The 26,644-nt window shown below is 72.7% G+C and carries 9 protein-coding genes; 4 read left to right on the top strand and 5 right to left on the bottom strand.

The window, feature by feature from the left end; all coding sequences use genetic code 11:
* Positions 1–228: 228 nt before the first annotated feature.
* From AB0C38_RS43450 to AB0C38_RS43440, 3 genes are read right to left on the bottom strand one after another with little or no spacing between them, the layout of a single operon-like run.
* A complete protein-coding gene (locus tag AB0C38_RS43450; RefSeq protein WP_360685300.1) occupies positions 229–1,032 on the bottom strand; it encodes an ABC transporter ATP-binding protein in 804 nt (267 codons plus the stop codon).
* Positions 1,033–1,034: 2 nt separating this feature from the next.
* Positions 1,035–2,087 (bottom strand): iron chelate uptake ABC transporter family permease subunit, encoded by a 1,053-nt coding sequence (locus AB0C38_RS43445; protein WP_360685297.1) that lies wholly within the window; start codon positions 2,085–2,087, stop codon positions 1,035–1,037.
* A gap of 1 nt (position 2,088) precedes the next feature.
* Positions 2,089–3,126, bottom strand: a complete 1,038-nt coding sequence (locus tag AB0C38_RS43440) for an iron chelate uptake ABC transporter family permease subunit (protein WP_360685294.1) — start codon at positions 3,124–3,126, stop codon at positions 2,089–2,091.
* 153 nt (positions 3,127–3,279) lie between these two features.
* On the opposite strand from AB0C38_RS43440, the gene AB0C38_RS43435 reads away from it, so the two are divergent.
* From AB0C38_RS43435 to AB0C38_RS43420, 4 genes are all read left to right on the top strand, one after another.
* The gene (locus tag AB0C38_RS43435; RefSeq protein ID WP_360685291.1) at positions 3,280–21,321 is read left to right on the top strand and encodes a non-ribosomal peptide synthase/polyketide synthase; all 18,042 of its coding nucleotides are present in this window, start codon (positions 3,280–3,282) and stop codon (positions 21,319–21,321) included.
* 79 nt (positions 21,322–21,400) lie between these two features.
* The gene (gene panD / locus AB0C38_RS43430; RefSeq protein WP_360685288.1) at positions 21,401–21,811 is read left to right on the top strand and encodes an aspartate 1-decarboxylase; all 411 of its coding nucleotides are present in this window, start codon (positions 21,401–21,403) and stop codon (positions 21,809–21,811) included.
* A gap of 98 nt (positions 21,812–21,909) precedes the next feature.
* The gene (locus AB0C38_RS43425; RefSeq protein ID WP_360685285.1) at positions 21,910–22,935 is read left to right on the top strand and encodes an ABC transporter substrate-binding protein; all 1,026 of its coding nucleotides are present in this window, start codon (positions 21,910–21,912) and stop codon (positions 22,933–22,935) included.
* A gap of 11 nt (positions 22,936–22,946) precedes the next feature.
* Entirely contained in the window at positions 22,947–23,156 is a 210-nt protein-coding gene (locus AB0C38_RS43420; protein WP_360685282.1) for an MbtH family protein, read from the top strand.
* A gap of 67 nt (positions 23,157–23,223) precedes the next feature.
* Here the strand turns inward: AB0C38_RS43420 and AB0C38_RS43415 are convergent, their stop codons facing one another.
* A complete protein-coding gene (locus AB0C38_RS43415; protein ID WP_360685279.1) occupies positions 23,224–24,975 on the bottom strand; it encodes an ABC transporter ATP-binding protein in 1,752 nt (583 codons plus the stop codon).
* Complete coding sequence (locus AB0C38_RS43410; protein WP_360685276.1) at positions 24,972–26,642, bottom strand: ABC transporter ATP-binding protein; 1,671 nt, start codon at positions 26,640–26,642, stop codon at positions 24,972–24,974. Before AB0C38_RS43410 ends, AB0C38_RS43415 begins: the two co-directional genes overlap by 4 nt.
* Between the last annotated feature and the right edge of the window lie 2 nt (positions 26,643–26,644).

Genomic DNA, 26,644 nt, shown 5'->3' with positions numbered 1-26,644 from the left:
GGCGAACGGGTCAAAACCGGGTCGGATCAAGGGTTTCCTGCAACACTCGCGCGGCTTGGCCAGGGCTTCGCGCACAAGGGGCACCAGGTGATTCTTTTCGACGACCTCTTCCAGGCCTTGATCGTCGCGTTCGCGATACTCATTTTCGCGGAAGGCGTGTGGGGCTTTCGGCCGGCTTGCTCTTGGATGAGTACTACAAGGCGATCCAGGCGAAGGCCCGCAAGTTCGTCAGGTGACCGGCGCCGGGTGGTGGCGGCTGATCGGGATCACCATCGGCGTCCCGCTCACCGGGTCCGGCGTCACCTGGCAGCGCACGTCGAAGACCTCGTCGACGAGCTCCTCCGTGATCACCTCCACCGGCTTGCCCGACGCCACGATCCGCCCGGACTTCATCGCGATCACGTGGTCGGCGTAGCGGCACGCCTGCGGCAGGTCGTGCAGCACCATCACCACCGTCCGGCCTTCGCCGCGGTTGAGGTCGACCACCAGGTCGAGCACGTCGATCTGGTGGGCCAGGTCGAGGTACGTCGTGGGCTCGTCCAGCAGGAGCACCGGGGTGCCCTGCGCGACCGCCATCGCGATCCACGCTCGTTGCCGCTGGCCGCCGGAGAGCTCGTCGACCGGGCGGTCGGCCAGGTCGGTCATCTCCGTGGCTTCCAGGGCCGAGGCGACCGCGCCTTCGTCCGATGTGGACCACTGGCGCCACCAGCTCTGGTGCGGGGCGCGGCCGCGGCCGACCAGGTCCGCCACCGTCATGCCCTCGGGCGCCACCGGGGACTGCGGCAGGATCCCCAGCTGCTGGGCGACTTGGCGGGTCGGCAGGTCGTGGATCGAGCGGCCGTCGAGGTACACCCCGCCGGACCTCGGCGTCAACAGCCGGGCGAGCGTGCGCAGCAGCGTCGACTTCCCGCACGCGTTCGGCCCGACGATCGCCGTGATCTGCTCCGGCGGGATGTCGAGGTCGAGGCCGTCGATGACGACCCGGTCGTCGTAGGCGACGCGGAGGTCCTGCACTCGCAGGGACGGTGTCATCTTCAGCCTCCGGAGCCGGATCGGTTGGCCCTGGCCAGCAGCCAAAGCAACAGGGGAGCGCCGAGCACGCCGGTCACGATGCCGACCGGCAGCGCCGACGCGGTGATCTCGCGCGCGATGATGTCGCTGCCCAGCACCACGACCGCGCCGGTGAGCGCGGACGCCGTGATCGGCGGCGACGACAGCCGGGCGAGCCGTTGCGCGATCTGCGGTGCCGTCAGCGCGACGAACGAGATCGGGCCCGCCGACGCCGTCGCGAACGCGACCAGACCGGCGCCGGCCAGCAGCAGGCCCAGCCGGACCGGCTGCACCGGCGTGCCCAGCCCGGCGGCCACGTCGTCGCCGAGCAGCAGCGTGCTCATCCACCGTGACAGCGCCAGCACCAACGGGAACAGCACGACGAGCGCGGCGAACAGCGGCACGACGTGCTCCCAGCCGCGGTTGGCGAGGTTGCCGACCAGCCAGCCGATCGCCGCCTGCGCCTCGGTGATCTGCGCCTTGCTGAGCAGGTAGTCGGTCAGGCTGGTGCACATCGCGAAGATCCCGATGCCCACCAGCAGGATCCGGTACCCGGTGGTGCCGCGCCGCCACGCCAGCGCGTACACCAGCAGCGCCGTGAAAAGGCCGCCGAGGAGGCCGAGCGTGGTGGTGCCGAGCCCGCCGCCGAAGCCGAACGCGATCCCGGCGACCACGGCCGTCGCCGCGCCCGCGTTGATGCCGATCATGTCCGGGCTGGCCAGCGGGTTGCGGGTGATCGTCTGGAACACCGCGCCGGACGCGCCGAACGCGATCCCGGCCAGCAGCCCGGTGAGCGCCCGGGGCAGCCGCAGCTCCTGCACGATGTAGCCGTTCCCGCTGTCGCTGCCGGCGAACAGGCCGGACAGCACGTCGGACACGGTCATCGGGACGTCCCCGATCGTCATGCCCACGCAGAACAGGACGAACACGAGCACCGCGAGGACCACGGAGACGAGGAGCAGTCGGGGCCGGACGCGGCCGGACACCGTGCCGGCGCGAAAGGTGATCCGGTCGCTTCGGATCTGCAGCAGGCTCATGTCAGGACTCCACGAGCTTGCGGCGGCGGACGAGGTAGATGAAGAAGGGCGCGCCGAGGAACGCGACGATCACGCCCGCCCGGATCTCGCCCGGCCGCGCCATGACCCGGCCCAGGATGTCGGCGGCGAGCAGCAGGCACGGTGCGAGGACGGCGGTGTAGGGCAGCAGCCACCGGTGGTCCGGGCCGATCACGAACCGCACGGCGTGCGGGACGATCAGGCCGAGGAACACGATCGGGCCGGCGACGGCGACCGCCGCCCCGGTCAGCAGGGTGATCGCCAGCGCGCCGCGCAACCGCAGCGGGCCGAGCTTCCGGCCGAGCGCGATCGCGACGTCGTCGCCGAGGGCCAGGCTGTTGAGCGCCGGGCCGAGCGCGATCGCCAGCACCACGCCGGCGACCAGGAACGGCAGCACCCGCAGCAGCGCGTTCGCGTCCACGCCGGACAGTGAGCCGGCCGACCAGAAGCGGTAGCGGTTGAGCGCCACCGGGTCCGACAGCACCATCGCGCTGGTGAAGGACGAGAGCAGCGCCGTGACGGCGGCGCCGGCGAGCGCGAGCTTGACCGGGCTCGACCCGGTCCGGCCGCGCGTGCCTAGGTAGTAGACGACGGCCGTGGCGAGGAGCGCGCCGGCGAAGGCGAACCAGATGTAGCCGTAGAGCGAGCTGATCCCCAGCACGGTGATCGAGAACACGATCGCGAACGCGGCGCCCGCGCTGACGCCGAGCAGGCCCGGGTCGGCCAGCGGGTTGCGGGTCAGCGCCTGCATCACGGTGCCGGCGAGCCCGAGCCCGGCGCCGACGAGGATCGCGAGCAGCGTCCGCGGCATCCGGACACTGTGGATGATCACGGCGTCCGCCGAGCCGTCGTTGTGCCACAGCACCTGCCAGACGGCGCCGAACGAGATCTCCTTGGACCCCAGCCAGATGCTCAGCAGGCACAGGAGGACGAGGACACCCAGAGCGGCCAGGAGGCCGAGCGCGCGGCCCGTGTGTGGCGGGCGTCGCGTGAGAGCGATCCCTCCGGGGTCTGTTCGCACCGCACCTCCGACTGGTACTTCTTTAGGTAAGGCTAACCGATGGTACAGGAGTGCATCCTCACCATCCGTTTGTTAGGGTCACCTAAGTTTACGTCCCGTTCGGGGCGTCGTGAGCAGCGGGAGGCTGGTCTACCGGTGAGCAACGGTGACGCTGTGCAGCAGGTGGCGGAACTCGGTTTCTGGCGTGACCGCCTCGCCTCGGCGCCGAAGGAGCTCCCGCTGCCGGTGGACCGGCCGTACTCGGCAGAGCCCGTGTCGGCTCGGCTGACCCGGCCCCTGCCGGCGGTCGACGAGCCGGCGCTCCTCGCCGCCTTCACGGTGCTGCTGTCCCGGTATGCGGGAACCGCGGACGTCGTGCTCGGCATCGGCGCGCTGGTGCCCCTGCGGGTCGACCTCGGTGGCTCGCCCGGTTTCGCGGACGTCGTCGCGCGCGTGCGCGAGGCCCGTGAAGAGGCGCTGGCCCACCAGGTCCCGTTCGACGACCTGGTCGCCGAGGTGCGGCCCGAACCCGGTCGTGGGGGAGCGGTGGTCGTCAACGTCGGCTTCGGCGCCGAGACGGACTTGCCCCTGGACTTGAACGTGACCGTCGACGGCGACACGCTCGTCGTGGACTACCGCGCCGACGTCCTCGACGAGTCCACAGTGGACCGCGTGCTCGAGCACCTCGAGCACCTCCTGGCCGACGCCCTGGACCGTCCACAGTGGCCGGTCGAGCGCCTGGACCTGGTGCCGGCTCGGGAACTGCGGCGGATCCTCGAAGACTGGAACGACACCGGCCTCCACACGCCACTGTCGACCCTGCCGGAGCTGTTCGCCGCCCGGGTCCGCGAAGCGCCGGACGCCGTCGCGCTCGTCTTCGAGGACGAGGAACTGACCTACGCCGAGCTGGACGCGCGCGCGAACCGGCTGGCGCACGTCCTGATCGCGCGCGGAGCCGGGCCGGAACGGGTGGTCGCGCTCGCCGTGCCCCGGTCCCTGGACATGATCGTGGCCGAGCTGGCCGTGCTCAAGGCCGGCGCCGCCTACCTGCCGCTGGACCCGGACTACCCAGCCGACCGGATCGCGTTCATGGTCACCGACGCCCGCCCGGTGTGCGTGCTGACCACGCACGACCTCGCCGGCCGCTTCGACGGCGACATCCTGCTCCTCGACGAAATCGACTTCGACGCGGCGCCGGACACGGACCCGGCCGCGGCGATCGTCCCGGCGAACGCCGCCTACGTCATCTACACCTCCGGCTCCACCGGGCGGCCCAAGGGCGTCGTGGTGTCCCACGCCGGCGTCGCGAAGCTCGTCGCGACGCAGTCGGAGCGGTTCGGGATCGGCCCGCACAGCCGGGTGCTGCAGTTCGCGTCGCCCAGCTTCGACGTCGCGTTCTGGGACCTCTGCCTCGGCCTGCTTTCGGGCGGACGCCTGGTGGTCGTCCCCGCCGAGCGGCGCGTGCCCGGCCCGGAGCTGGCCGACTACGCCCACGCCAAGGGCGCCGACTTCATGATCCTGCCGCCCGCGCTGCTCGCCGAGTTCCCCGACGACTGCGACCTGCCGCGCGACAGCGTGCTGCTGGCCGGGACCGAGCGGGTGTCACCCGAGCTGGTGCGCCGGTGGGCGCCGGGACGCCGGATGTTCAACGCCTACGGCCCGACCGAGGCCACGACCAACTCCACGCTCGGGCTGTGCGACCCGGAGATCGCGCCCGGCTCGGCCGTGCCGATCGGGGTCCCGGACCCGGGCACCCGCGCGTACGTCCTCGACGCCTCCCTCGCGCCGGTCCCGGTCGGCGTCGTGGGCGAGCTGTACCTCGCCGGATCCGGCCTGGCACGCGGCTACCTCGGCCGGCCGGGGCTGACGGCCGAACGGTTCGTGGCCGACCCGTTCGGTTCGGGCGGCCGCCTCTACCGCACCGGCGACCTGGTCAAGTGGCAGCCGGACGGCCGGCTGGTGTTCCTCGGCCGCGCCGACGACCAGGTCAAGATCCGCGGCTACCGCATCGAGCTCGGCGAGATCGAGTCGGTGCTCGCCGAACACCCGCGCGTCGGCCAGTCGGTCGTCGTCGCGCAAGACGGGCAGCTCGTCGCCTACGCCGTGCCGGTGCCCGACCGCGACCAGGCAGCCGAGCAGGGCCACGTCGAGGAATGGCACGCCGTCCACGAGGAGATGCTCGCCGGGTCCACCGGCATCGAGGAGAACTTCGCGGGCTGGAACTCCAGCTACGACGGCTCCGACATTCCCTTGGCGGAGATGCGGGAGTGGCACGCGGCGACGATCGAGCGGATCCGTTCGCTCGAGCCGAAGCGCGTGCTGGAGATCGGCGTCGGCAGCGGCCTGATCCTCTCCCGGATCGCGCCGGACGCCGAGACGTACTGGGGCGTCGACCTTTCCGAGAGCGCGATCGAGAACGTCCGGCGCGAGGTCGCCGCGATGCCCTTCGCCGACCGGGTGCACCTCGCCGCCCGTCCCGCGCACGACCTCGGCGAGCTGCCGGCCGAGCCGTTCGACACCGTGATCGTCAACTCGGTCGCGCAGTACTTCCCGAGCGCGGACTACCTCGCCGAGGTCGTCCGGACCGCGGCCGGTCTCGTGCGGCCCGGCGGCACGATCTTCCTCGGCGACATCCGCAACCTGCGTTCGCTGCGCGCGTTCCGCACCGCCGTCGAGCTGCGCCACGGCCGGGCCGACGTCGCCGCGGTCGACCAGGCGATCACGCGCGAGGGCGAGCTCGTGCTCGACCCGGACTTCTTCCCGGCCCTGGCCCGCGGCCTGGACGGCTTCGACGACGTCGACCTCTGGGTCAAGCGCGGCAGCGCGCACAACGAGCTGACGCGGCACCGCTACGACGTCGTCCTCCGGAAGGCGCCGAAGCCGGACGCCGTCGACGAGCAGGTCGTCGCGTACAGCGATCTCGGGGCGGTGGAACGGTTCCTGGCCGCGGAGACGCCCGGCCGGCTGCGCGTCACCGGGATCCCGGACGCGCGCCTGACCGGCGAGCTGGCGGCGGTGCGCGCCCTGGACGAGGGCGACTCCGAGGCGGCCGTGGCCGCACTGGAGCGTCGCGACGGCGTCGACGCCGAAACCTTGCACCGGCTCGGTGACCGTGCCGGCTACCGGACCGCGGTGACCTGGGCCGCCGAGGGGGGTGCGCTCGAGGCCGTCTTCTCGAGGGGGGAAGACGGCCCCGCTTATCGCCCGGGGCGGCAGAGCGGCGCACCCGCGTCGTACGCGAACAACCCGGCGGCCCGGCGGGAGACCGGCGCGCTGGTGGCGTCGCTGCGCGCGCACGTGCGGGACCGGCTGCCGCTGTACATGGTGCCCTCGGCGTTCGTGGTGCTGGACAAGCTGCCGGTGCTCGCCTCGGGCAAGCTCGACCGCAAGGCCCTGCCGAGCCCCGAGCGGTTCACCGCCGGGCCCGGCCGCGCGCCGCGCAACCCCGTCGAGCAGCTCCTGTGCGAGATGTTCGCCGACGTCCTCGGCGTGCCGCAGGCAGGTCCGGACGACGACTTCTTCGCCCTCGGCGGGCATTCGCTGCTGGCGACGCGCCTGATCCAGCGCATCCGCGCCGCCGTCGGCGCCGAGGTGCCGGTGCGGGCGGTGTTCGACGCGCCTACCCCCGCCGCGCTCGCCGAGCTGCTGGCCGGGGCGGTGACCGGCACCGAGCGGCGCCCGCTCACCCGCGTCACCGAGCGGCCCGAGCGGCTGCCGCTGTCGTTCGCGCAGCAGCGGCTCTGGTTCCTGCACGGCCTCGAAGGCGGGTCGGCGACCTACAACGTCCCGCTCGTCATGAGGCTGGCCGGCGAGCTGGACGTCGAGGCGCTGCGGACGGCGCTGCACGACGTCCTCGACCGGCACGAGGCCCTGCGGACCGTCTTCCCGACCGCCGACGGCGTGCCGTACCAGCAGGTCCTGCCCGAAGCCGAGGTGGACCTGTCCGTCCGCACGGTGCCGGAGTCCGCAGTGGATGCAGGAGTGGACGAGCTGGTGCGCGGGGTGTTCGACCTCGGCGCCGGTGTGCCGGTGCGGGCCGCCCTGCTGACCGTCGACCCGCGGCGACACGTGCTGGTCCTCGTCGTGCACCACATCGCCGCCGACGGCTGGTCGCTCGCCCCGCTCTGGCGGGACATCGCCACGGCCTACCGAGCCCGGCTCCGCGGAGAAGGTCCACAGTGGACGCCGCTGCCGGTGCAGTACGCGGACTACACGCTCTGGCAGCGTGATCTGCTGGAGGCCGAAGAGACCGGCCAGCTCGACTATTGGCGCACGGCCCTCGACGGCCTGCCCGAGCGGATCCCGCTGCCGCTCGACCGGCCGCACCCGGCGGTGTCGGCCTATCGCGGCGGGTTCTTCACCTTCGCCTGGGACGCCGGCCTGCAGGCCGGGCTGGCCGACCTGGCGCGGGCGTGCGGCGCGAGCCCGTTCATGGTCGTGCACGCGGGCCTGACCGCCCTGCTGTCCCGGCTCGGCGGCGGCACCGACATCCCGATCGGCACCCCCATCGCCGGCCGGACCGACCAGGCCCTGGACGATCTCGTCGGCTTCTTCGTCAACACCCTGGTGCTGCGCGTCGACACCAGCGGCGACCCGTCGTTCCGCGATCTCGTGGCCCGGGTGCGCGAGCGCAACCTCGACGCCTACGCCCACCAGGACGTCCCGTTCGAGCGGCTCGTCGAAGCGCTGAACCCGGCGCGGTCGCTGGCGCACCACCCGCTGTTCCAGACCATGCTCGCCTGGCAGAACACGCCCGGCGCCGGCGTCGAGCTGCCCGGGCTGACCGTCACCGAGCGGCCCGTCGGCACCGGCACGGCCAAGTTCGACCTCTGGTTCTCCCTCACCGAGCGCGCCGACGGCATCCACGGCCAGGCCGAGTTCAACGCCGAGGTCTTCGACCACGCCACGGTGACCGGCCTGCTCGACCGCCTCGAAGTCCTGCTGCGCCAGGTCGTCTCGGCCCCGGACCGCCGGCTCGGCAGCCTCGACGTCCTCACCCCGGCGGAGCGCGACGCCCTGCCCGAGGTCTGGTCGGGAGCCGTCGAGGACGTCCCCGCGGTCACCGTGCCCGAACTGTTCGCCGCCCAGGTCGCGCGGACGCCGGACCGGACGGCGCTCGTCTTCGAGGACGAAGAGCTGACCTACGCCGAGCTGGACGCCGTCTCGAACCGCCTCGCGCGGGTGCTGGCCGAACGAAGCGCGGGGCCCGAGCGAGTCGTCGCCCTGGCGCTGCCGCGCTCGACGCACCTGGTCACGGCCATCCTCGCCGTGCTCAAGACCGGTGCCGCTTACCTGCCGCTCGACCCGGGCTACCCGGCCGAGCGCATCGCGTTCATGCTCGAGGACGCCGCCCCGGCGCTGGTGCTGGCGACCGGCGATGACCTGCCGCACGCAGTCCGCGTGGACGACCCGGACCTCCTCGACGGAGTCTCGGCCGCTCCGCTCGATGTCGTACTCCGGCCGGAGAACCCGGCGTACGTCATCTACACCTCCGGTTCGACGGGCCGCCCCAAGGGCGTCGTCGTCCCGCACGCGGGCATCGTCAACCGGTTGCTCTGGATGCAGGACGAGTACGGCCTGACCGGCGACGACCGCGTCCTGCAGAAGACGCCGTCCAGCTTCGACGTCTCCGTCTGGGAGTTCCTCTGGCCGCTGATCACCGGCGCCACCGAGGTCGTCGCCCGGCCGGACGGCCACAAGGACCCGGCCTACCTCGCCCGGCTGATCCGCGACCGCGGCGTCACGACCGTCCACTTCGTCCCGTCGATGCTCCAGGTGTTCCTGCAGGAGCCGGCCGCGGGGGAGTGCACGAGCCTGCGCCGGGTCCTGTGCAGCGGCGAAGCCCTGCCCGCCGACGCGGTCGTCCAGTTCGGTCAGGTCCTCGACGCCGAGCTGCACAACCTCTACGGCCCCACCGAAGCTTCGGTCGACGTCACGTCCTGGCGGACGTCCACCGAGGACACTTCCGTCCCGATCGGACGTCCGGTGTGGAACACCCGGACCTACGTCCTCGACGCCGCCCTGCGCCCGGTGCCGCCCGGCACTTCCGGCGAGCTGTACCTCGCCGGCGTCCAGCTCGCCCGCGGCTACCTCGGCCGCCCCGGGCTCAGCGCGGAGCGGTTCGTCGCCGACCCGTTCGGCGCGCCGGGCGCCCGGATGTATCGCACCGGCGACCTCGCCCGCTTCCGCCCCGACGGCGTCCTGGAGTTCCTCGGCCGCGGCGACGAGCAGATCAAGATCCGCGGCTTCCGCGTCGAGCCCGGCGAGATCGCCGCGACGCTCGCCACGCACGACGACGTGGCCCACGCCGTCGTCGTGGCTCGTGAGGACCGGCCGGGCGACGTCCGCTTGGTCGGGTACGTCGTGCCCGCCGAACCGTCCTCACCGGACGAGACCGAGCAGGTCGGCGAGTGGCGCGAACTGTACGACTCGATGTATGCGGGTGCCGCCGACGAATTCGAAGGCTGGAACTCCAGCTACACCGGCGAGCCGATCCCGCGGGAAGAGATGCGGGAGTGGCGGGACGCCATCGTCACACGGATCCGGTCGCTGAAGCCGAAGCGGGTGCTGGAGATCGGCGTCGGCACCGGTCTGCTGCTGACCGAGCTGGCCCCGGACTGCGAGTCCTACTGGGGCACGGACTTCTCCGCCGAAGTAATCGCCTCGCTGGGTGACCGAGTCGCCGCCGACCCGGCGCTCGCCGGGCGCGTCGAACTGCGCACCGGCGACGCCGCCGACGTCAGCGGCCTGCCGTCCGGGTTCTTCGACACGATCGTGCTCAACTCCGTCGTCCAGTACTTCCCGAGCGGCACGTACCTCCTCGACGTCCTGCGCAAGGCCCTGGAGCTGCTGGCGCCGGGCGGTGCGCTCTTCGTCGGCGACATCCGTGACCTGCGTCAGGTCCGCGCCTTCCACACGGCGGTGGCCGAGGCGCGCGGGGGCGACGTCGAGCAGAACCTCCTGCGGGAGAAGGAACTCCTCGTCGCACCCGAGTTCTTCGCCGGGCTCGACGGGGTCACCGCGGACATCCGGGTCAAGCGCGGCCGGGCCGTCAACGAGCTGACCCGATACCGCTACGACGTGGTTCTGCGCCCCGGCTCGGCCGTGGCACCCGAGGTCCCCGCACTCGTGTGGGGCACCGACCTGTCCGCTGTGGACGAGGTCGCCGGTCCGAGCCGGATCGAACGCGTTCCGAACGGCCGCACCGCACCGGGCGGGGTGAACCCCGAAGACTGGTACGCATTCGGTGACGCGCACGGCTACCGCACGGTCGTCACCTGGTCCGCCGAGGGCGACGGTTCCGTCGATGTCGTGTTCACGACCGGCGAGACCGCAGGCGCGTTCCGGCCCGGACCGGACCCGCTGCTCTCCTACACCGGCAACCCCGGCCGCTTCCGCCGGATCAGCACCCTGACCGCCGAGCTGCGAAGCCTCGCCGCCGACCGGCTGCCGGAACACATGGTGCCCTCGGCGATCGTCGTCCTCGACGCGCTCCCGGTGACGGCCAACGGCAAGCTCGACCGCCGCGCCCTGCCGTCGCCCGACCCAGTCGCGCCGACGTCCGACCGCGAGCCGCGAACGCCCGTCGAACGGCAGCTGTGCGAGCTGTTCGCCGACGTCCTCGGGCTCCCGCGGGTCGGCCCGGACGACAGCTTCTTCGCCCTCGGCGGCCATTCGCTGCTGGCCACCCGGCTGATCGCCCGCATCCGCACGACGCTGAACGCCGAGCTGGAAGTCCGGTCGGTGTTCGAGACGCCCACCGCCGCCGGCCTCGCCGCGCTGGTCGGGGCCGGTGCTGGCACCGCGCGGCCCGAGCTGGTCCCGATGGCGCGCCCAGCGCTGGTGCCGCTGTCTGGCGCGCAGCAGCGGCTGTGGTTCCTGCACCACCTCGAAGGCCCGTCGGCCACCTACAACGTCCCGCTGATCATGCGGCTCGAAGGTGACGTCGACGTCGAGGCGCTGCGCACCGCACTGTCCGATGTGGTCGCGCGGCACGAAGCCCTGCGGACCCGCTTCCCGCAGCACGACGGCGTTCCGTACCAGGACATCCTTCCGGCGGAAGCGCTCGACCTGCCGGTGCGGGACGTCACCGACCTCGACAGCGCGCTGACCGGACTGGTCCGCGGCTCGTTCGACCTGGAGCGCCAGGCGCCGATGCGCGTGGAGCTGCTGCGGCTGACGGACCGCGAGCATGTCCTGGCGCTGGTGTTCCACCACATCGCCTCCGACGGCTGGTCGATGGCCCCGCTGTGGCGCGACATCGCCACGGCCTACGCGGCCCGGCGCGCCGGGGAGACTCCACAGTGGACGCCACTGCCGGTGCAGTACGCGGACTACACGCTGTGGCAGCGGAACCTGCTCGGCGGCGAAGACGACCCGGACAGCGTGCTCGGCACGCAGCTGGACTACTGGCGCGACACCCTCGACGGCCTGCCCGACCGCATCGAGCTGCCCCTCGACCGGCCGCACCCGGCGAACGCGACCTTCCGCGGTGAGCTGCACACCTTCACCTGGGACGCGGACCTCCACGCGCGCTTGGCCGAGCTGGCGCGCGAGTCCGGCGCCAGCGTGTTCATGGTCGTCCACGCGGCCCTCGCCGCGCTGCTCACCCGGCTGGGTGCGGGCACCGACGTCCCGATTGGCTCGCCCATCGCCGGCCGCACCGACCAGGCCCTCGACGACCTCGTGGGGTTCTTCGTCAACACGCTCGTCCTGCGCGTCGACACCGGTGGTGAGCCGTCGTTCCGCGACCTGGTGGCGCGCGTCCGCGAGCGCAACCTCGACGCGTACGCCCACCAGGACGTCCCGTTCGAGCGGCTCGTCGAGGTGCTCAACCCGGCGCGGTCGCTGTCCTACCACCCGCTGTTCCAGGTGATGATCGCCGGGCAGAACACCACCCGCGCCGACGTCACCCTGCCCGGGCTGACCGTCACCGAGATCCCGGTGACCACCGGGACGTCGAAGTTCGACCTGGCGATCTCCCTGACCGAGCGGGAGGCCGGGATCGCGGGCGTCCTGGAGTTCAACGCGGACGTCTTCGACCACCCGGGCGCCGCCGCGATCCTGCGCCGGCTCGAAGTGCTGCTGCGCGCAGCACTGGCCGAACCGGACCGCCCGGTCGGCGCCCTGGACCTCCTGGACGGCGACGAGCGCGACCGCGTCCTGACCGAGTGGGCCGGTTCGCTCGAACCCGCGGGCACCGAGACGTTCCCCGGGCTGTTCGCCCGCCGCGTGGCCGAGACCCCGGATTCCGTGGCGCTCGTCTTCGAGGACGTCGAGCTGACGTATGCCGAGGTCAACGCGCGCGCCAACCGGCTCGCCCACCTGCTCCTCGACCGCGGTGCCGGGCCCGAGCGCGTCGTCGCGCTCGCCGTGCCGCGGTCGGTCGAGATGATCGTCGCCGAGCTGGCCGTGCTCAAGGCCGGCGCCGCGTACCTCCCGATCGACGTCGACTACCCCGGCGACCGGATCACGTACATGGTCGAGGACGCGCGCCCGGTCTGCGTCGTGACGACCCGCGAGATCGACGCGAAACTCCCCGCGGACGTCGCTCGCGTCCTGCTGGACGACCCGGCGCTCGACGGAATGTCCACAGAGGACCCGGCGGTCGTGGTGAAGCCGGAGAACGCGGCCTATGTCATCTACACGTCCGGCTCGTCCGGGCGGCCCAAGGGCGTCGTCCTCCAGCATTCGGGCGTCGCGAAGCTGATCGCCACCCAGGTCGAGCGGTTCGGGATCGGCCCGCACAGCCGGGTGCTGCAGTTCGCGTCGCCGAGCTTCGACGTCGCCTTCTGGGACCTCTGCCTAGGCCTGCTCTCCGGCGGCCGCCTCGTCGTGGTCCCAGCCGAGCGCCGCGTCGCCGGGCCCGCGCTGACCGAGTACGCGCACGAGCACGGCGCGGACTTCATGATCCTTCCGCCCGCGTTGCTCGACGCGATGCCGGCCGACTGCGACCTCCCGCGTGACAGCGTCCTGCTGGCGGGCACCGAGCGGGTGTCGCCGGAACTCGTCAAAAGGTGGGCGCCGGGGCGGCGGATGTTCAACGCCTACGGCCCGACCGAGGCCACCACCAACTCGACGCTCGGCGAGAGCGATCCCGTCGAGCTGGCGGACGCGACCGTCGTCCCGATCGGCATCCCCGACCCCGGCACCCAGGCGTACGTGCTCGACGCCGGGCTGCGGCCGGTCCCGCCCGGCGTGGTGGGGGAGCTGTACCTCGCCGGATCGGGCCTGGCCCGCGGCTACCTCGGGCGCGCCGCGCTGACGTCGGAACGGTTCGTCGCCGATCCCTTCGGCTCGGGCGGCCGCCTCTACCGCACCGGTGACCTGGTGAAGTGGCTGCCGGACGGCCGGCTGGTGTTCCTGGGCCGCGCGGACGACCAGGTCAAGATCCGCGGCTATCGCATCGAGCCGGGCGAGATCGAGGCCGTGCTCACCGAGCACCCGGCCGTCGGGCAGTCCGTGGTCCTCGCGCAGGACAGCCGGCTCATCGCCTACGCAGTCCCGGCGGCCGGCCGTGACGAGGAAGCGGAACTGGACCACGTCGGCGAGTGGCGCGAGCTGCACGAGAACGTCTTCACCGAAGCGGCGTCCGGCGGGCTGGAGGAGAACTTCACCGGCTGGAACTCCAGCTACGACGGCTCCGAGATCCCCCTCGGCGAGATGCGCGAGTGGCACGCGGCGACGATCGACCGCATCCGTGCGCTTCAGCCGAAGCGAGTGCTGGAGATCGGCGTCGGCAGTGGCCTGATCCTGTCCCGGATCGCGCCGGACGCCGACGAGTACTGGGGCGTCGACCTGTCCGAGAAGGCGATCGCCAACCTGCGGCGCGAACTCGCGGCGACGCCGTTCGCGGACAAGGTCCACGTGGCGGCCCGCCCGGCGCACGACCTCGGCGACCTGCCGGACGAGCCGTTCGACACCGTGATCATCAACTCCGTCGCGCAGTACTTCCCGAGCGTCGACTACCTCGCCGAGGTCATCCGCACAGTGACTGCCCATGTCCGGCCGGGCGGCGTGCTCTTCCTGGGCGACATCCGGAACCTGCGCTCGCTGCGGGCGTTCCGGACCGCGACCGAGCTGCGCCACGGCCGTCGTGACGTGGCCGCGGTCGACCAGGCCATCGCGCGCGAAGGCGAACTGGTGCTGGATCCGGACTTCTTCGCGGCCCTGGCCCGGAGCCTGGACGGCTTCGACGACGTCGATCTGTGGGTCAAGCGCGGGACAGCGCACAACGAGCTGACCCGGCACCGCTACGACGTCGTCCTGCGGAAGGCTCCCAAGCCGGGCCCGGTCGAGGAAGACGTCGTCACCTTCGATTCGCTGCCCGAGCTGGAACGGCTCCTGGAAGCACGCCCGGTGCGGCTGCGCATCACCGGTGTGCCGGACGCGCGGCTTTCCGGCGAACTCGCCGCCGTCGCCGCACTTGCCGAGGGAGACACCGAGGCGGCGCTGTCCGCTTTGGACAGCGAGCCGTCCGGGGTGGATCCCGAGACGCTGCAGGAACTCGGCGCCCGCCAGGGTTACCGTGTCTTTGCGGCGCCGGTGAGCGAGGGCAGTCTCGAAGTCGTGTTCACCACCGGTGAGCCGACGCGGATCCATCGCGCGCGGCCAGTCCGGGCCGCCCTGGACACGCTGGGCAACCACCCGGCCGGGCAGCGCGACACCAGCGCCCTGGTCTCGGCCCTGCGGGCCCACGTCCGCGACCGGCTCCCGCAGTACATGGTGCCGTCGGCGTTCGTGGTGCTCGACCGGCTGCCGCTGCTCGCCTCGGGCAAGCTCGACCGCCGCGCGCTGCCCAGCCCGGACAAGCAGGCGGTCACCGCCGGCCGGGCCCCGCGGACGCCGGTCGAGGAAGTCCTCTGCGGACTGTTCGCCGAGGTCCTCGACGCCGCGTCGATCGGCGTCGACGACGACTTCTTCGCCCTGGGCGGACACTCGCTCATGGCGACGCGCCTGGTCGCGCGGCTGCGCGCGGTGTTCGGCGTCGAGCTGCAGGTGCGGTCGGTCTTCGAAACCCCGACCGTCGCCGGCCTTGCCGGGTTGCTGTCCACTTCGGACTCGGCGGCTGCCAGGCCCGCGCTGGAGCGCGTGGAGCCGCGACCGGACGTGCTCCCGTTGTCGTTCGCCCAGCAGCGGCTGTGGTTCCTCCACCGGCTCGAAGGCCCGTCGGCGACGTACAACATGCCGACCGCGGTCCGGCTGGCCGGTGACCTCGACGTCGAGGCGCTGCGCACCGCGCTGTCCGATGTGGTCGAACGGCACGAAGCCCTGCGCACGGTGTTCCCGGAGATCGGCGGTCAAGCGCGACAGCTGATCCTCGACGACGTCACGATCCCGCTGCCGAGCCGCACGGTCACCGAGGCCACGGTCGCCGATGCCGTGTCCGAAGCGGCCCGGACGGTGTTCGAGCTGGAGTCGGAGATCCCGCTGCGGGCCGAGCTCTTGCGGCTGGGCGCGCGCGAGCACGTCCTGGTGCTGGTGTTCCACCACATCGCCTCGGACGGCTGGTCGACCGCGCCGCTGTGGCGCGACCTCGTGACGGCCTACACCGCCCGGCAGGCCGGGGACGCTCCGCAGTGGACGCCGTTGCCGGTGCAGTACGCGGACTACACGCTGTGGCAGCGGGACGTCCTGGGCGAGCCGGTCATCGAGCCGCAGCTGGCCTACTGGCGTGACGCACTGGCGGACCTGCCCGAGCGCATCGAGCTGCCGACCGACCGGCCGCACCCGGCGGAAGCGTCGTATGCGGGCGAGCAGTTCGCGTTCGGCTGGGATGCCGACCTCCACAGTGGACTCGTCGAGCTGGCCCGCGCCTGCGGGGCCAGCGTGTTCATGGTCGTGCACGCGGGGCTCACGGCCGTGCTCACCCGGCTCGGCGCGGGCACCGACATCCCGCTCGGCACGTCCATCGCCGGCCGGACCGACCAGGCCCTCGACGACCTCGTCGGCTTCTTCGTCAACACCCTGGTGCTGCGCGTCGACACCGGCGGCGACCCGTCGTTCCGGAACCTCGTCGCCCGCGTGCGGGACCGCAGCCTGGATGCGTACGCCCACCAGGACGTGCCGTTCGAGCGGCTCGTCGAGGCACTGAACCCGGTGCGGTCGCTCGCGTACCACCCGCTGTTCCAGACGATGCTCGCCTGGCAGAACAACGCCGTCGCCGACCTCGCGCTGCCCGGCCTGACCGTTGCGGAGGAACCGGTCCGCACCGGCACCTCTCGCGCCGACCTGACGTTCTTCGTCGGCGAGCGGCCCGGCCACCAGACCGGCATCCGCGGGACGGCCGAGTACAACAGCGACGTCTTCGACCGCGCGAGCGTCGAAGCCATCCTCGACCGGCTCCGGACGTTGCTGCGGGCCGTCGTGAGCGATCCGGACACCCGGATCGGCGCGATCGACCTGCTCACCGACGCCGAACACGACCAGCTGGCCGCGGACCCCGCGACGACGCTCCCGGCGGAGACGGCCGCGGAGCTGTTCGCCGCCCAGGTGGCCCGCACACCGGACGCCATGGCGCTGGTGTTCGGCTCCGAGCGTCTCACCTACGCGGAACTGGACACGCGCGCCACGACGCTCGCCCGGGCCTTGCTCGCTCGGGGCGCCGCTCCGGAATGCGTGGTGGCTGTCGCGCTGCCGCGGTCGGCCGACCTGGTCGTCGCCCTCTTGGCGGTGCTCAAGACCGGCGCCGCCTACCTGCCCCTGGACCTGAACCACCCGGCGGACCGCGTCGAGCTGATGCTCACCGACGCCGCGCCGCACCTGGTCATCGCCAACGACGGCTTCGGGGATCGGCTGGTGCGCCCTGGCGACACCGGGCCCGAACCGGCTTGGCCGACGGTCAGCCCGGACAACCCGGCGTACGTGATCTTCACGTCCGGCTCCACGGGACGTCCGAAGGCGGTCGCCGGGACCCAGCGCGCATTGGCCAACCGGCTGCACTGGGGCCGGGGCGTCGCCGAAGGCGTCCGCGTGGCGAAGAGCGCGTTGACGTTCATCGACGGCTCGACCGAGCTGCTCGGCGGGCTCGTCGCGGGCGACCCGGTGGTCCTCGCCGACGACGCGACGGCCACCGACCCGCACGCGCTCGCCGAACTCGTGCGCACCTCCGGCGCCCAGGTGCTGACCGTGGTGCCGAGCCTCCTCGACAGCTTCGCCGAAGACGGCCCGGCCGATGCGTTCGACAGCGTGACCACCTGGATCACCAGTGGCGAGCCGCTTTCCGGGGCACTGGCCGAGAAGGTGGCCCGGCGGTGGCCGTCGGCGAAGCTGCTCAACCTGTACGGCTGTTCCGAAGTCGCGGGCGACAGCCTGGCCCAGGTCTGCGGGCCGGTGGCCATCGGACGGCCGGTCGCGAACACCCGCGCGTACGTCCTCGACGCCGCGCTGCGGCCGGTGCCGCCCGGAGTCCGCGGTGAGCTGTACCTGGCGGGTGCCGGGCTCGCGCGGGGCTACCTCGGCCGGCCGGCGCTGAGCGCGGAACGGTTCGTCGCGTCGCCGCATCAGCCGGGGGAGCGGATGTACCGCACCGGCGACCTGGTCCGGCGGCGTGCCGACGGCGCGCTCGAGTTCCTGGGCCGGGCCGACCAGCAGATCAAGATCCGCGGTTTCCGCGTCGAGCCGGGCGAGGTCGAAGCCGCGCTGACGGCGGACGCCGCGGTGGCACGCGCGGTCGTGATCGCCCGGGACAACCGCCTGATCGCCTATGTCGCACCGGCGGGTGACCCCGCCGCGCTGCGGGCATCGCTGACCGAGCGGCTGCCGGAGTACCTGGTGCCCTCGGCGATCGTGGTCCTGCCGGAACTGCCGCTGAACGCCAACGGCAAGCTCGACCGCGCCGCATTGCCCGATCCGGAGATCCGGACCTCGGGCCGGGTCGCGCGGACGCCGGCCGAGCAGGCGCTGTGCGACCTCTTCGCCGACGTCCTCGGCGTCCCGCAGGTCGGCCCGGACGACGGGTTCTTCACCCTCGGCGGGCACTCGCTGCTGGCGACGCGGCTGGTCAGCCGGATCCGCGCGCTGCTCGGCGTCGAGGTCCCGATCCGGTCGGTGTTCGACGCGCCCACCCCGGCCCGGCTCGCCGAACTCCTGGATCCGGGGCGGCAAAGCCGTCCCGCGCTGGTGCCGGTGCCGCGGCCGGACGTCCTGCCCTTGTCGTTCGCCCAGCAGCGGCTCTGGTTCCTCGACCGGCTCGACGGGTTGAGCGCGACCTACAACATCCCGTGGGCGTGGGAGCTGACCGGACCGGTCGACGCCGACGCGCTGCGAGCCGCCCTCGGTGATGTCGTCGCGCGGCACGAAATCCTCCGGACGATCCTGGTCGAGGAGCACGGCACGCCGAGCCAGGTCGTGCTGGCGCCGGGCGACGACCGCGCCCGGCCGGTGCTGGTCACGGAGACCGCGGCCGACCTCGACGAGAGCGTCACCGCCGCGGCGTCGTACTGCTTCACCCTCGACGCCGAGATCCCGGTCCGCGCGACGCTCGTCTCGGCCGGTCCCGAGCGGCACGTGTTCGTGCTGCTGGTGCACCACATCGTCGGTGACGGCTGGTCGCTGCCGCCGCTGAAGCGCGACCTCGACACCGCCTACGCCGCGCGCCTGCGCGGTGAGCGTCCACAGTGGACGCCGTTGCCGGTGCAGTACGCGGACTACACGCTGTGGCAGCGCGAGATGTTCGGCCGGGCGGACGACCCGGACAGCCTCCTCGGCGCCCAGGCCGCGTTCTGGCGGGACACCCTCGCCGGGCTCCCGGACGAGCTGGCCCTCCCGGTGGACCGGCCACGCCCGGCGCGCTCGACGAACCGCGGCGCCGCCGTGCCGTTCGCCGTGCCCGCCGACGTCCACCGCGGCTTGCGCGAGCTGGCGCACGGGAGCGACACCAGCACGTTCATGGTGCTGCAGGCGGCCCTCGCGGCGCTGCTCACCCGGCTCGGCGCGGGCACCGACATCCCGCTCGGGACGCCGGTGGCCGGCCGCACCGACCATGCGCTGGAGGACCTCGCCGGGTTCTTCGTCAACACCCTGGTCCTGCGCACCGACACCGGCGGCGACCCGACGTTCCGGGAGCTGCTGGACCGCGTCCGCGAGGCCGACCTGGCCGCGTACGCGCACCAGGACCTGCCGTTCGAGCACCTCGTCGAGCTGCTCAACCCGGCCCGGTCCCTGGCCCGGCACCCGCTGTTCCAGGTCATGCTCGCGGTCTACCACTCGGGCTCCGAGCCGGAGCGGCTGCTCGGGCTCGACGCGTCCTACCGGGACACCGGGCTGCGGCAGGCGAAGTTCGACCTGTCCTTCGACCTGGTCGAAACCCCCGAGGGCATCGAGGGTGACCTCGAGTTCAGCCTCGACCTGTTCGACGAGCCGACCGCCCGGACGCTCACCGAACGCCTGGTGCGGCTGATGACGGCCGTCGTCGCGGACCCGGACCGGCCGCTGAGCCGGATCGACGTCCTCGACGCGGCCGAGCGGCACCGGATCGTCGGCGAGTGGGGGCGTGGCGAACCGCTGACGACTTCCGCGCCGACGGTCGTCGACCGGCTGGCCGCGCAGGTGGCGGCGACGCCGGGCGCGACCGCGCTGAGCGACGCGGACTCGAGCGTCACCTTCGCGGAGTTCGCCGCGCGGACCGACCGCCTCGCGCGCTGGCTCACGTCCCAGGGGGCGGGTCCCGAGAAGGTCGTGGCGCTCGTGCTGCCGCGTTCTGCGTCGGTCATCGAGGCGATCTTCGGCGTGTTCAAGTCAGGGGCGGCCTACCTGCCGGTGGACCCCGACCAGCCGGCTGACCGGATCTCGGCGATCCTCGCCGACGCCGGTGCCGCGCTGGTGCTGACCAGCCGCGCGGTGGCCTCGCCGGTTCCGGGGGCGCTGTTCGTCGAGGACATTGTGGACACTGAGGCGACGCTGACCCCGCCGTCGCCCGCGAATCCGGCTTACGTGCTGTACACGTCCGGCTCGACGGGCAAGCCGAAGGGCGTGGTGATCCCGCATTCCGGGCTGGTGAACCTGTTCCACAGCCACCGCCAGACGCTCTACCGCCCGGCTGTGGCCGCGGCGGGGGGCCGGCGGCTGCGGGTCGGGCACGCGTGGGCGTTCTTCTTCGACGCCTCCTGGCAGCCGCAGCTGTGGCTGCTCGACGGGCACGAGGTGCACGTCGTCGACGACGACACGCGCCGCGACCCCGATCGCCTGGCCGCGGTGGTGCGCGAACGCGGGCTCGACTTCCTGGAGCTCACGCCGTCGCACTTCACGCAGCTGGCCGCGGCCGGGGTCGTCGAAGACGGGAAGTGCGCGCTGGGCGTCGTCGGCGTCGGCGGTGAAGCGGTGTCCCAGACGCTGTGGGAGTCGCTGCGGTCGATGCCGGGGACGTCGGCGTACAACCTGTACGGCCCGACCGAGGCCACCGTGGACGCGCTCGTCGGCCGGTTCGCCGACGCGGACCGGCCGGTGGTCGGCCGTCCGGTGCACAACGCCCGCGCGTACGTCCTCGACGGCGGCCTGACCCCGGTCCCGGCCGGCGTGCCCGGCGAGCTGTACCTGGCCGGTGCCGGGCTGGCCCGCGGTTACCACGAGCGTCCGGCGTTGACCGCCGAGCGGTTCGCCGCCGACCCGTTCGGGCCGCCGGGGGAGCGGATGTACCGCACCGGCGACCTGGTGCGGTGGCGGCCCGACGGGCAGCTCGAGTACCTCGGCCGCACCGACGACCAGGTCAAGATCCGCGGCTTCCGGATCGAGCCGGGCGAGATCGAGACGGCCCTGACCCGGCACGACGACGTCGAACAGGCGCTCGTCGTCGTCCGCGAAGACCGGGACAAGCGGCTGGTCGCTTACACGACTCCGGCGCACGCGGATCCGGCGCGGCTGCGGGAGTTCGTAGCCCGGTCGCTTCCGGAGTACATGGTGCCCGCGGCGATCGTTCCCCTCGAAGCGTTCCCCGTGACGTCCAACGGGAAGCTCGACAAGGCCGCCCTGCCGGTGCCCGAGTTCGAGGCCAGGGGCCGGGCTCCCGAGACACCGCTGGAGAAGACCCTCTGCGAAGTCTTCGCGGAGGTGCTGGACGTCGCCGCCGTCGGCGCCGACGACGACCTGTTCGCCCTCGGCGGGCATTCCATGCTGCTCGTGGTCCTGCGCAACCGGATCACCGAGCGGACCGGGACCGAGCTCCCGATCGCCGAGTTCTTCCGTACCCCCACCGCGGCCGGGCTCGCCGCCCTGCTGTGACATCCGGGGCTTCGCCCCGGGCCGGGGGCGCTGCCACCCGGAGCCCCCGAAAGCCATCGACCGAGACGCAAGGAAACTGATGCAGCGCACCCTGATGAACGCCAAGATCCACCGCGCCACGGTGACCCAGGCCGACCTGCACTACGTCGGGTCCCTGACCATCGACGCCGACCTGATGGCCGCCGCGGACATCGTCGAAGGCGAGCAGGTCCAGATCGTCGACATCACCAACGGCGCCCGGCTGGAGACCTACGCGATCACCGGCGAGCCCGGCACCGGCGTGATCGGCATCAACGGCGCGGCCGCGCACCTGGTGCACCCCGGCGACCTGGTCATCATCATCACGTACGCCCAGGTGGAGGAGGCCGAACGGGCCGGGCACCGCCCGCGCGTGGTGCACGTCGACGCCGACAACCGCCAGGTCCACCTGGGCCACGACCTCGCCGAGCCGGTTCCTGGCGCGGAAGCCCAATTGTCCGGTCGGAATTGACTCAGGTGGGCGTGGACACAGGTAGGTCGCGGCGGTTGCTTTCAGCAGCCTCACCTAAATAAGGTGTGCCTATCCTAAAGGCTTGGCGAGAGGTTCTCATGTCCGTGTTTCAAGGCGGTGCCGGGCTCAGCCGGCGTGGTTTCCTGATCGGGACCGGCGGTCTCGCCGCGGCTGCGGCGCTCACCGCCTGTGGCAGCAGCGACGACAAGCCGGCGGCCGCCGCCTCCGGGCCGTGGGAGTTCACCGACGACCGCGGTCAGAAGATCTCCCGCGACCAGCGTCCCGCCCGCGTCGTGGCCTACGTCAGCTCCGCCGCCGCGCTGTGGGACTACGGCGTCCGCCCGGTCGGCGTGTTCGGCCCGCAGAAGACGGCCGACGGCGGCAAGGAGATCCAGGCCGGCAACATCGACCTGAACGCCGTCACCTCGATCGGCAACGCGTGGGACGACTTCAGCATGGAGAAGTTCGCCGCGACCAAGCCGGACCTGGTGATCACCGGCCTCACCGGCGCCAAGCCGACCGACCTGTGGGTGCTCAAGGACGACCTCGGCCCCAAGGTGCAGCCGATCGCGCCGATCGTCGCGCTCTCGGAGTACAAGGTCACGCTGCCGAAGGTGATCGAGCGCTACGAGCAGCTCGCCGTGGCCCTCGGCGGCGACGCGAACTCCGACGTCATCAAGAAGGGCAAGGACGACTTCCAGAAGGCGTCCGACGACCTGAAGGCGGCGATCAAGGCCAAGCCGGGCCTCAAGGTCCTCGTGGTGTCCAGCGACAAGGACAACCTCTACGTCTGCAAGCCGGAGTTCTTCGCCGACCTGGCGTACTACCGCGACCTGGGCCTGGAGATCGTCAACGGTGGCGGCACCGACGACTACTTCGAGACGCTCAGCTGGGAGCAGGCCGGCAAGTACCCGGCCGACCTGATCCTCACCGACAGTCGCACGTACGCGCTTTCGCGTCCGCAGCTGGCCGCGATCCCGACCTGGGCGCAACTGCCCGCGGTGAAGGCGAACCAGCTCGCCGACTGGTCGACCGAACCCCGGTTCAACCCGGTGCTCGCGGCCCCGGTCATCCAGAAGCTGACCGAGGTCGTCAAGGGCGCCCGCACGGACATCACCGCCTGAGGAGGCCTGGCATGACCAACCCGTTCGAAGACCCGTCCGGTACCTACCTGGTGCTGGTCAACGCGGAGAACCAGCACAGCCTGTGGCCGGAGTTCGTGGAGGTCCCGGCCGGCTGGACGGTCGCCTTCGGCCCGTCGGGCCGCCAGGAGTGCCTGGACCACGTGGAAGCGAACTGGACGGACATGCGCCCGAAGTCCCTGGCCGACGCCATGGACAGCTGACCCTTCTCCGAGGAAAGCGCCGGGAGCTCGCTCGCTCCCGGCGCTTTTCGCATGTTCGCTTTGGCTCTCAGGCTCGCTGGTACGACCAGGCCGCCCAGAGCTTCGCGTACTGACCGCCCGCGGCCACCAGCTCGTCGTGGGTGCCGGACTCCACCACGGCGCCCGCGTCGAGGACCACGATCCGGTCGGACGCCGCCGCCTGGGTCAGGCGGTGGGCGACCACCAGCGCCGTCCGGCCTTCCAGCGCCGCCGCGGCCGCCGACTCCAGGACCCGTGAACCCGCGCTGCCGGCCTCCGCCGTGGCTTCGTCGAGGATCGCGATCGGCGGGTCGGCCAGTACCAGCCGGACCAGGGCGAGCTGCTGCGCCTGCGTCACCGTCAGCTGGTGGCCGCCTTCGCCGACCACCGTCGCCAGGCCGTCGGGCAGACTGTCCACCCAGGACAGTGCGCCCACCTTCGCCAGCGCCGCCCGCAGGTCCGCGTCGGACGCCGACGGGCGCGCGAGGCGGAGGTCGTCGGCCAGTGTCCCCGCGAAGACGTGGACCTCCTGGCTGATCAGCGCGACGGTCCGGCGCGTGGCCTCCGGACCGAGCTCCTCCAACGGCACGCCGCCGAGCGTCACCGAACCCGAGGACGGCCGGTGGATCCCGGCGATCAGCTTGGCCAGCGTCGTCTTCCCGGCTCCGCTCGCCCCGACCAGCGCCACCCGCTCGCCGGGGGCGACGCCGAGGTCGACGTCGCGCAGCACCGGGTGACCGTCCACATAGGAGTAACCGGCCGCCGCCGTCTTCACCGACGCGTCCACCGGCCGGGCCGGCTGCGCGGGCGACGCCTCGGCGGGCAGGTCGGCGACGCCGATCAGCCGCGCGAGGCTGGCCGCGGCCGCCTGCGCGTCGTCGACCAGGGCCAGCGCCGTCGTGATCGGCCCGAACAGGCTGTGGAAGTACAGCGCCGCGGCCGTCGCCACACCGACCGTCACCGCGTTCGCCCCGACCAGCAGGAACCCCACGGCGAGCACGGCGGAAAGCCCGACGAACTCCGCCAGGTTGAGCCGCGCGTAGAACCGCGTCACCAGCCGGATTCCGCGCAGCGCCAGGTCGACGGCCGTGTCCGACCGCTGCCGCACCCGGTCCAGGTGCGTGTCCGCCAGCCGGAACGCGCGGACGGTCTTCGCGCCGCCGATGGTGTCCAGCAGCTGCTGCTGTTGCGCGCCGACGGCCTCGCGCTGGCTCGCGTACAGCGGCTTCGCGCGCGGCACGTACCAGCGCACGGTCCACAGCTGGATCGGCACGGCGACCAGCGCGGCCAGCAGGAACCGCCAGTCCAGCACGGCCAGCGCGCCCAGCGTCAGCACGACGGTCAGCACCGAGCGGCCCAGTTCGGGAAGGGCCTGCCGGACGGCTTCCGCGACGACCGAGACGTCGTTCGTCACGCGGGTGGTGAGGTCGCCGGACCCGGCGCGCTCGAGCTGTTCGAGCGGCAGGCCGAGCGCCCGTTCGACGAAGCGTTCACGCAGCTCGGCCAGGATCGTCTCGCCCAGCCGCGCCACCAGCGACACGCCGATGGCGGTCGCGATGGCCTGGCCCACCGCGACGAGGACCAGCTCGACGACCGGCGTGACCAGGTCGGCCGCCGGCCGCCGCGTCGCGACGAGGTCGACGACCCGGCCGAGCAGCGGCGCGGTGAGCAGCCCGATCGCGGTGGCCGCGACCAGCATCGTGAACGCGGCGGCGGCCCGGCCCTTCGACCGGCCGACGAGCTCGCCGATGACGGCGCGGATCCGGTGGCCGTCGGCCACGGGGAGGAGTTCACGGGTCATGACAGCACCGCCGCCCGGTAGTCGGCGCGACCGGCCAGGTCGGCGTGGCTGCCTTCGCCCGCGATCCGCCCGTCGTCGAGGAGGACGACGCGGTCGGTCGCGGCGAGCAACGCCGGGCTGGTGGTCACGAGGATGGTCGTGCGGCCGCGCCGCAGCTCGGCCAGGCCCGCGGCGATCCGGGCCTCGGTGACGGTGTCGACCGCGGTCGTCGGGTCGTGCAGCACGAGCACCGGCGCGTCGACGGCGAGCGCGCGGGCGAGCGCGACCCGCTGGCGCTGCCCGCCCGACAGCGACCGCCCGCGTTCGGTGACTTCGGTCGCGACGCCGTCGGGCAGCGCGCTGGCCACCTCGTCGACGGCGGCCGCGGACATCGCTTCTTCGGTGCGGGGCCCGGTTCCGAAGTTCTCGGCGACGGTCCCGGCGAACAGGTCCGCGTCGTGCGCGGCCACCAGCACCACCTCGCGGACCCGGCTCGGGTCCACAGTGGACAGGTCGACCGCGTCGACCGACACCGAGCCGGTCGCCGGGTCGGCGGCGCGGCCGAGGCAGTCCAGCAGGTCGGTCGCGGCGGCCGGATCGGTGGCGACGACGCCGAGCAGTTCGCCCGGGCGGGCCTCGAAGTCGACGTCGCGCAGGGCGCCGCGGCTGAGCGCGGAGAGCCGCACGTGCCCGGCGGCGGGGGCCGGCAGCGTGGCCTCACCGGCGTCGACGGCGTGCGGCGCGTTCAGCACGTCGGCGATGCGCCCGGCCGACGCGCGGCCCTGCGCGAGCTCGCCGTTGACCCAGGAGAAGATCGAGAACGGGGTGATCAGGTACTGCGCGAGCCCGACCGCGGCGACGAGGTCGCCGACGCTGATGTCGCCCGCCGCCGCGAGGTTCCCGCCGACGAGCGCGACGACGGCGATGAAGATGCCGGTCAGTGCGAGCAGTGCGCCGTTGTGCCAGGCCTGGGCGCGGGCCGCGCGCAAGGTGGCTCGCAGCGAGTCCTGGCTGGTGCGGCGGTAGCGGTCGACGGCGGCCTTCTCGGCGCCGACGCCCTTGAGCACGCGCAGCCCGGCGACGAGGTCGGTGGCGATGCCGGAGGCGAACGCGGACCGCTCCTGTTCGGCCTCGCTGCGGCGTTCGAGGGGCTTGCCGATCACGTGCGCCAGGTACAGCATCGGCGGCGTGCCGAGCAGCACCAGCAGGCCGAGCGGGACGCTCATGGTCAGCAGCACGACGGCGCTGACCAGCAGCCCGGCCAGCCCGGCGACGCCGAACGGCAGGAAGCCGTTGACCTGGCCGACCCGCTTCGCGTCCGACGTCCCGATGCTGACGAGCTCGCCCGCGAGGTTGCCGGCTTCGGCACCACCGCCGGGGTGCAGCACGCGGCGTCCGATGTCGAGGCGCAGTTCGTGGGCGGCGCGTTCGGCGGCGCGCTCACCGAACCGGGCGCCGAGGCGATAACTGGTCGACAGCGCGGCGAACAGCACCGCCAGCACCGCCAGCCAGAAGAGCAGCGTGCCCACCGAACCACCTGCGACGGCCTGGTCGATCACCACACCGATCACCACCGGCACCAGCGCTTCGCCGCCCTGGTGGCACGACGTCAGCAGTGCCGCGAGGGTCACCGATCGTCGTTGCCCGGAGATCGAACGGCGGAGGACTTCCCGTCCGGTCGTGCTCACCC

The organism is Amycolatopsis sp. NPDC048633, from assembly GCF_040650695.1.
GTDB lineage: Bacteria > Actinomycetota > Actinomycetes > Mycobacteriales > Pseudonocardiaceae > Amycolatopsis.
The sequence above is the reverse complement of the archived record's forward strand: the minus strand, read 5'-3'. Positions and strand labels throughout refer to the sequence as shown.

Excerpts from the sequence above, each read along its gene's own strand:
- AB0C38_RS43425 (WP_360685285.1), top strand. The coding sequence starts at position 21,910 with ATGTCCGTGTTTCAAGGCGGTGCCGGGCTCAGCCGGCGTGGTTTCCTG.
- AB0C38_RS43445 (WP_360685297.1), bottom strand. The coding sequence starts at position 2,087 with ATGAGCCTGCTGCAGATCCGAAGCGACCGGATCACCTTTCGCGCCGGC.
- AB0C38_RS43415 (WP_360685279.1), bottom strand. The coding sequence starts at position 24,975 with ATGACCCGTGAACTCCTCCCCGTGGCCGACGGCCACCGGATCCGCGCC.
- AB0C38_RS43450 (WP_360685300.1), bottom strand. The coding sequence starts at position 1,032 with ATGACACCGTCCCTGCGAGTGCAGGACCTCCGCGTCGCCTACGACGAC.
- panD (WP_360685288.1), top strand. The coding sequence starts at position 21,401 with ATGCAGCGCACCCTGATGAACGCCAAGATCCACCGCGCCACGGTGACC.
- AB0C38_RS43420 (WP_360685282.1), top strand. The coding sequence starts at position 22,947 with ATGACCAACCCGTTCGAAGACCCGTCCGGTACCTACCTGGTGCTGGTC.